Source organism: Acinetobacter sp. 1424608 (assembly GCF_000588255.1).
In the GTDB taxonomy this organism is placed as follows: domain Bacteria; phylum Pseudomonadota; class Gammaproteobacteria; order Pseudomonadales; family Moraxellaceae; genus Acinetobacter; species Acinetobacter nosocomialis.
In genome coordinates this window covers 54,265-61,006 of sequence record NZ_JFXL01000020.1, presented here as the reverse complement: position 1 = coordinate 61,006, position 6,742 = coordinate 54,265, and the positions used below count along the sequence as shown (strand labels likewise).

At 38.2% G+C, this 6,742-nt stretch carries 4 protein-coding genes; 2 read left to right on the top strand and 2 right to left on the bottom strand.

Annotation, left to right across the window (positions count from 1 at the left end; genetic code table 11):
• Positions 1-61: 61 nt before the first annotated feature.
• Positions 62-1,206 (bottom strand): IS3 family transposase gene (locus tag J678_RS23340; RefSeq protein ID WP_085944219.1). Its coding sequence is split into 2 segments (ribosomal slippage): positions 62-942 and positions 942-1,206, totalling 1,146 coding nucleotides; the frame shifts between segments, so codons are not numbered across the junction.
• Between the two features lie 416 nt (positions 1,207-1,622).
• On the opposite strand from J678_RS23340, the gene J678_RS19845 reads away from it, so the two are divergent.
• Together J678_RS19845 and J678_RS19840 are read left to right on the top strand one after the other, a co-directional pair.
• Positions 1,623-1,880: a YjhX family toxin gene (locus J678_RS19845; protein ID WP_002048597.1), complete on the top strand. Its 258-nt coding sequence runs from the start codon at positions 1,623-1,625 to the stop codon at positions 1,878-1,880.
• Positions 1,881-1,913: 33 nt separating this feature from the next.
• The gene (locus J678_RS19840) at positions 1,914-2,420 is read left to right on the top strand and encodes a GNAT family N-acetyltransferase (protein ID WP_031956325.1); all 507 of its coding nucleotides are present in this window, start codon (positions 1,914-1,916) and stop codon (positions 2,418-2,420) included.
• A gap of 69 nt (positions 2,421-2,489) precedes the next feature.
• Here J678_RS19840 and posA read toward each other — a convergent pair whose 3' ends face one another.
• Complete coding sequence (gene posA / locus J678_RS19835; protein WP_032027463.1) at positions 2,490-6,488, bottom strand: delta-poly-L-ornithine synthetase PosA; 3,999 nt, start codon at positions 6,486-6,488, stop codon at positions 2,490-2,492.
• Between the last annotated feature and the right edge of the window lie 254 nt (positions 6,489-6,742).

Sequence of the window (6,742 nt, the reverse complement as noted above, 5' to 3'; positions counted from 1 at the left end):
AGAGGTGGTCCCACATGTTTGAACAACTAAAAGCTTATTTATAAGTGATACTCTGCTCTAGTTAAGCTACCTTATTTTGTTGTGGTAGCTGGTCATAGTAAAACTCATCTGGAGTCATTTTGTCCAGACTCGAATGAGGTCGTTTCAAATTATAAAATTCAAAATATGCGTTTAATTGCTTCTTCGCATCCAAAACATTGCTGTAGGCTTTGAGATACACCTCTTCATATTTAACGCTCCGCCATAATCGTTCAACCATCACATTATCAACCCATCGACCTTTACCATCCATGCTGATTTGGATGTCATTTGATTTCAATACATCAATAAATGCATCACTGGTAAACTGACTGCCTTGGTCTGTATTAAATATTTCAGGTCGACCATATTTTTCAATAGCTTCATTTAATGTTTCTATGCAAAATGTAACCTCCATACTAATCGATACTCTATGCGCAAGTACCTTGCGGCTATGCCAATCAATCACAGCACATAAATAAACAAAGCCTTTTGCCATAGGGATATACGTTATATCCGTAGACCACACTTGATTACTGCGCTGAATAGCCAATCCTTTGAGCAGATATGGATATTTGCGGTGAGCTTGATTAGCCTGGCTTAAATTTGGTTTGCAATATAACGCATTAATGCCCATTTTCTTCATTAAAGTACGTGTATGACGTCGTCCTATATGATGTCCTTGACGATTCAACAAATCACGCATCATACGGCTACCTGCAAAAGGGTATTGCATATGTAACTCATCCATACACCGCATCAGCTTCAGATCTGATGCACTCACAGGTTTTGGGCGATAGTAATAACAACCACGGGAGACTTTCAGCAGCTGAGCTTGCTTAGATACTGAAATCTGAAGTGAGTCATCGATTAACTTTTGTGGTTGAAGCGGCCCAGTTTCTTCAACACACCTTCTAAAAAATCAATTTCTAATGCCTGCTCACCGATTTTTGCATGTAGTTTTTTTAGATCGATGGGTGGTTCTGTTGGAGCTTTTGATTGATCGAAAGCTTGCGAGGAAGCTGAAATCAGTTGATTTTTCCAGTCGATAATTTGGTTTTGATGAACATCAAATTCAGCACTCAATTCAGCAAGTGTTTTTTCTGCTTTAATCGCAGCAAGTGCTACCTTAGCTTTAAAATCATTTGAATGATTTCTTCTTGGTCTACGTGCCATAAAATACTCCATATATTGATGTTTATAACATCATTTGGGGAGCAAAATATCACTTATAAGTGTTGTTCAAATTTCCTGATCCACCTCTTGAATACTATTTGAAAAAGCTGCACAAGTAGCGAAAATTAAGCTAAAAATTGTTTTTTTCATTTACTAAAACTCATACATAATTTTTTGTTGCCTGATTTTATATAAATGAATGTTCTATGAATATAAAAAACATTTGTTATTAAGTGATATATACAGTTAATATATTCTTTAAATAAAAGTATCCCCCTTCTAAAAGAGGTTTATATGTTGGAGATAGTAATCATCTGATAATCACTCTCAATTTTTACTATTGAGTTGATTATCAATGTCGCAATTTTTCTGTGGTCATGTTTCTGATCACCTCTATTTGCACGTTTGATTATTATCAAGGCTCCAACATGAATCTTTCAAAGTTCGAACAACGAACTCTCCATGTCCTTGCCAAAGGCGGACATATTAAATACCAACGTAATGCATCAGGTACAGTCTATTTCGTTGAATGCTATACACGAGAAGGTTTCGTGCTATCTGATTGTTCCTTAGATGTATTTAAAAAGCTAAAAGCAAAACGTTTAATCAAGTCTAAAAATAGCCAGCCTTATCAAATTACATTGTTAGGACTCCAGACTGTCCGCCCTCAACTAGACAACCGTTGATATAAGTTGCTATTTATTAAGAGAAAGAAAAATATGAACATTAAAATTCGAGATGAACAACCCGAAGATATTAAAAATATCGAAGAGTTAACCAAAGCAGCTTTTCTGAATGCAGAACATTCTAGCCACACCGAACAATTTATTGTGAATAGCCTTCGGAAACATAAGCAACTCACGATTTCTTTGGTCGCCACAGAAAACGACTTAATTGTAGGTCATGTGGCTATTTCACCAGTTACAATCACGTCAGGTGAAACTGGCTGGTATGGCCTAGGCCCTATTTCTGTATGCCCAAATAAACAAGGAATTGGCATTGGTTCTCTTTTGATGAATGCAGCACTTCAAAAGTTGAAAGAATTAGGTGGAAAAGGTTGCGTTCTATTAGGTGATCCAAATTATTACAGTCGATTTGGTTTTAAATCTTACCCAGATTTAAATTTACCTGATGTCCCAAATGAATACTTTCAAGCTATAAGTTTCAGCAAATATATTCCCTCAGGAGAAGTTACTTATCATGATGCTTTTACGGCAACTGAATAAATAAGTTCACTTCCAACACATAATAAAAAGCCTCTATTTATAGAGGCTTTTTATTAACTTAATACTTAATTATTTATGAACCCAAGGCACAGCCGGTGAACCAATCCACGCAGATTTAGCCGGAATGTTTTCACCTTTCATGACCAGTGTTAATGGACCTAACACAGCATGGTTGCTTACGTTGGCGTTATACAAAATAATACTGCGTGTATTTACCACAACATCGTTACCAATATTCACTTGCCCGATTTTCATAATACGGTCTTCAAACAAGTGAGTTTGTGGGCCCGAGAAGCTATTAAACTCAGCACGGTCACCGATGCTTACACAGTCAAACTCTGTAATATCAGCCGTATCCATATAGACATCTTTACCAATGCGAACACCTAAAATACGCAAGAAGAATGGCAGCATTGGCGTTCCTCTCAAGTAGTTTAAGAAGTTAGGAATCGCAACTGACTCATATAAGCTCGTGATCCCTTCACTTAACCATACAAACATGGTCCACATTGGAGCTGAACGTGGTTGATAACGACCAATCAAAATCCACTTTAACAATGCAACAATAACAAAGCAGCCGACACCATAGAGCAAACCAGCAAGCGTTAAAGCCAACAAACCAGTTGGAATGTTGTATTTGTTAATAACATCAATAATCTCAAGCACAATCATATAACCCACACCAATCGCAAGAGCGGCAGGGAATACAACACGAAGGCCTTCAATAAAACCACGCATTAAACGGCGCTTGATACTTGGCAAGAATGTTAAATGATCTGGATATTTCTCAGCAGCTTCACGTGCAGGTAATAACAATGGTGGAGAACCAAACCAAGTTTGTCCATCATACATTTCACGGTTATCGGGTGATTTAGATTGCACGCCAATTAAGACATTGTCTGGTAACACGGTACCATCAGCAATATAAGCACTGTTTCCGACAAAACTACGGTTACCAATTTTGGTCGATTTTAATGTCATCCAGCCGCCTTTGATTTCTTCATCACCTAGCATTACAGCATCGGCAATAAAGCTTTCTTCACCCAAAGTCAGCATTTCTGGAATAACACCGTTTGCGGTAGAAATTTCGGTATTTTTACCTACTTTTGCACCGAGCATACGGAACCATGTTGGCGCATAAATGGTCGCAAACAAGCCATGTAAAGTTTGTAAGCTTGTTTCCAAGATTTGAGACGCAAACCATTTACGATAATACGTGCCGCCATGAACCGCATAGGTTCCAGTTTCAAGACGAGGCAATGCAATTTTACGAATGACTGAAGAAATAACAGCAGTAATCATCATCATCATTGCACTAGCTGGAATCGCTAAAATGAAATAGTAAAGTGCGATTTGCAAATGGTCGTTGGTACTAATATTAAAGACGTTTGCATCTAACCAGTCGACCAAAAGGAAGCTTGGGAAAATTGGAATAAAGAACAGACATGCAATAATTAATGCGCTAATTCCATAATATGCATATTCAGCAATTTTACGAATAAACGATAATTTTGGACGCTCTGGCAATTTAGCGTGTTCGTCCACATGCCCAATTTTCTTCGCAGGTGTACCATCCCAAATTTCTCCGGCTGGTACCACTGTGTCATATTCAATTGAGGTTAAGGCATTTACGTGAGCTTGTTTTTCTAACACTGTATTTTCTTCTAATACAGCATAAGAACCCACATAACTATCTTCTTTTAAGTGAATTGAGCCTAATACCAAGTGACCATGTTCGACTTTGGCATTTTCCAAGTTTACTTGAGAACCAATGCTCACCCCATCTTCAACAGTAAGTAAAGATGGCATACGAATATGTACTGAACTAATCGTTACGTCATGGCCGATTTTCGCACCAAGCGCTTTCAAATATAAGTTAAGTAAAGTTGAGCCTGACAAAAGATAGACTGGTGAAATATTGCTAATACGGTCTGCTAACCACCAACGGAAATAAGTTAATCCCCATAATGGATATTGCCCTGCACCAACGCCTGTCATTAATAATCGTTTTACCGTAATTGAAACCACAAAACTGGCAATAATTACGCTGATATAAACCAATAAAGACATCGCGATTGCATTTGGAATACTATCTCGTGTTCCACCGGTAAAATAATGATAGGTAAAGAATGGCGCTAACCACTGCAAGATATTAATCGAGATTAAAACCGGAATAGTAATAAACTGAGCAATACCACATAACCACTTATAAGTTTGATTACGAGGGTTATCTTGTCCAATCTGGCTATCAAATACAGTCGGCGTTGGTTGCTCTAGCATGAGTGCAGCAATTGCCCCAACCCTTCTCGCTTGATATAAGTTTTGAATAGTTAAGTGGCTATATTCCGGATGTTCACGTAGGTTCGAAATTAAAACCGCCGCTAGAAGTGAATGCCCACCTAGGTCATCAAAGAAATCTGAGTCGAGTTTAATCGGCATGTTTGGAAACAAGCGATTTAAAATACCAAATAAAACTTCTTCGGCCGGGTTCTGTGGTTGGTCAGATTCACTTCGATCAATCACACTGGTGAGTGGTCGTGCTTTTAAAGCCTTACGGTCAATTTTTCCTGACAATAAACGCGGAACTTCTTCAATAATCTCAAAACGGTTTGGCACCATATAAGGTGGTAATCGCTGGCTGAGATTATGGCGAATCTCTTTAATTTCGATTGCTTTCTTTGCATCAATTTCTGGTGCAATAAACGCAATGAGCTGGTCAATACCGTCTTCAGGACGAAGAATAACTGCCGCAGTACCAATACCTTCAATATCGCAAAGCGCAGCTTCGATCTCACCGAGTTCAACACGGAAACCACGAATTTTTACCTGATCGTCGGCACGTCCCAAGCAATGTACTTGTCCAAATTCATCAATTTTAGCCAAGTCACCAGTACGATAGAGCGATTGTTCATCTGGACCTTCTGCCCAAGGGTTTTGAATAAACTTATCAGCCGTTAAATCAGGTCTGCCTAAATATCCTTCTGCCACACTTGGCCCGAAAATACAGAGCTCACCTGTTTCACCTTGGGGTAGTAATTCTCTTTCAGCGTTTATGACCAACATGCCATAGTTTGGTAAAGGCTTACCAATCGTAACGAGTTTGCCACGCTCCAAGGCCTCAAGACTTGCCGTAACCGTAGTCTCAGTTGGACCATACGTATTAAACATTTTATGATGAGGCAATGCCCAACGGTCAACCAGTGAATCCGGGCACATTTCCCCACCTAAGTTAATAATTCTTAAGTTAGGTACATCTTCTGGGAATAAAGCAAGTAAAGTCGGTACAGCATGCAATACCGTAATGTTTTCTTGCTTTAATGTTTGGCATAAACGTTCAGGGTCACTCACAAGTGACTTAGGTGCAATCCACAATGTTGCACCAACCAAGTAAGAAAGCCAGATCTCTTCAAACGACATGTCAAAAGCAACAGAAAAGCCTTGATAGACTTTATCTTGCTCTTCAATACCCAAAACATTATTTTCACTACGTAAAAAGTGGCAAATATTTCTTTGGGTAATCACGATCCCTTTCGGCTTACCTGTTGAACCGGATGTATAAATAATATACGCAGGTTGTTCGGGGGTCGTTTTAGCTAAAGGAATATTTTCACTGAGCGGCTTTTGCAATTCAGTATTGGTCCACTTTGTTTGTGGTACTTCATCTAAATGTGCATACCATTCATCTGTAGTAATCATTCCTACAGCTTCGGCATCTTCAAGACAAACTGCTATACGGTCAGCCGGTGTATCCATATCGAATGGAAGCCATGCTGCACCACTTAAACAAATTGCCAACTGAGCTTTTAAAAGCTCAATACCACGAGGCAACCATAACCCAACAATATGACCTGGTTTTACCCCTCTTATCGTCAAATGCTGAGCCATGATTAAAGCTTGCTGATATAACTCACCATAACTCAACGTTTTATCTGCTTCAATTAAAGCCGTCTTATCAGGAAGAGTTTGTGCAGTATGGACAAAAATATCGGCCAAGACTTCATGCTGCAAAAATTCCGGATGATACTTTCCACGAATAATATTATTCGTGTTTGTTACAAACTGGTTCATTTTTATACTCTCTTTAATTTTCTGATTTGGCTCAAATGAAGTCATGTTTGTTTTTGTGACCCATTAAAGAAATCAAGATATGTCATAAATTAAATAATTGAACTTAAATCAAGATTAAAGTTTTAGTTTTAAAGTCTATTTAATAATATATAAATTCCGATTGTTTAGGCTCATTTTTTCTAAAAAAATTAATCTCTTAGCTACAATATTTTAATTTCATCACACTCATCAGGATGAAAAACGTACAAAAACAG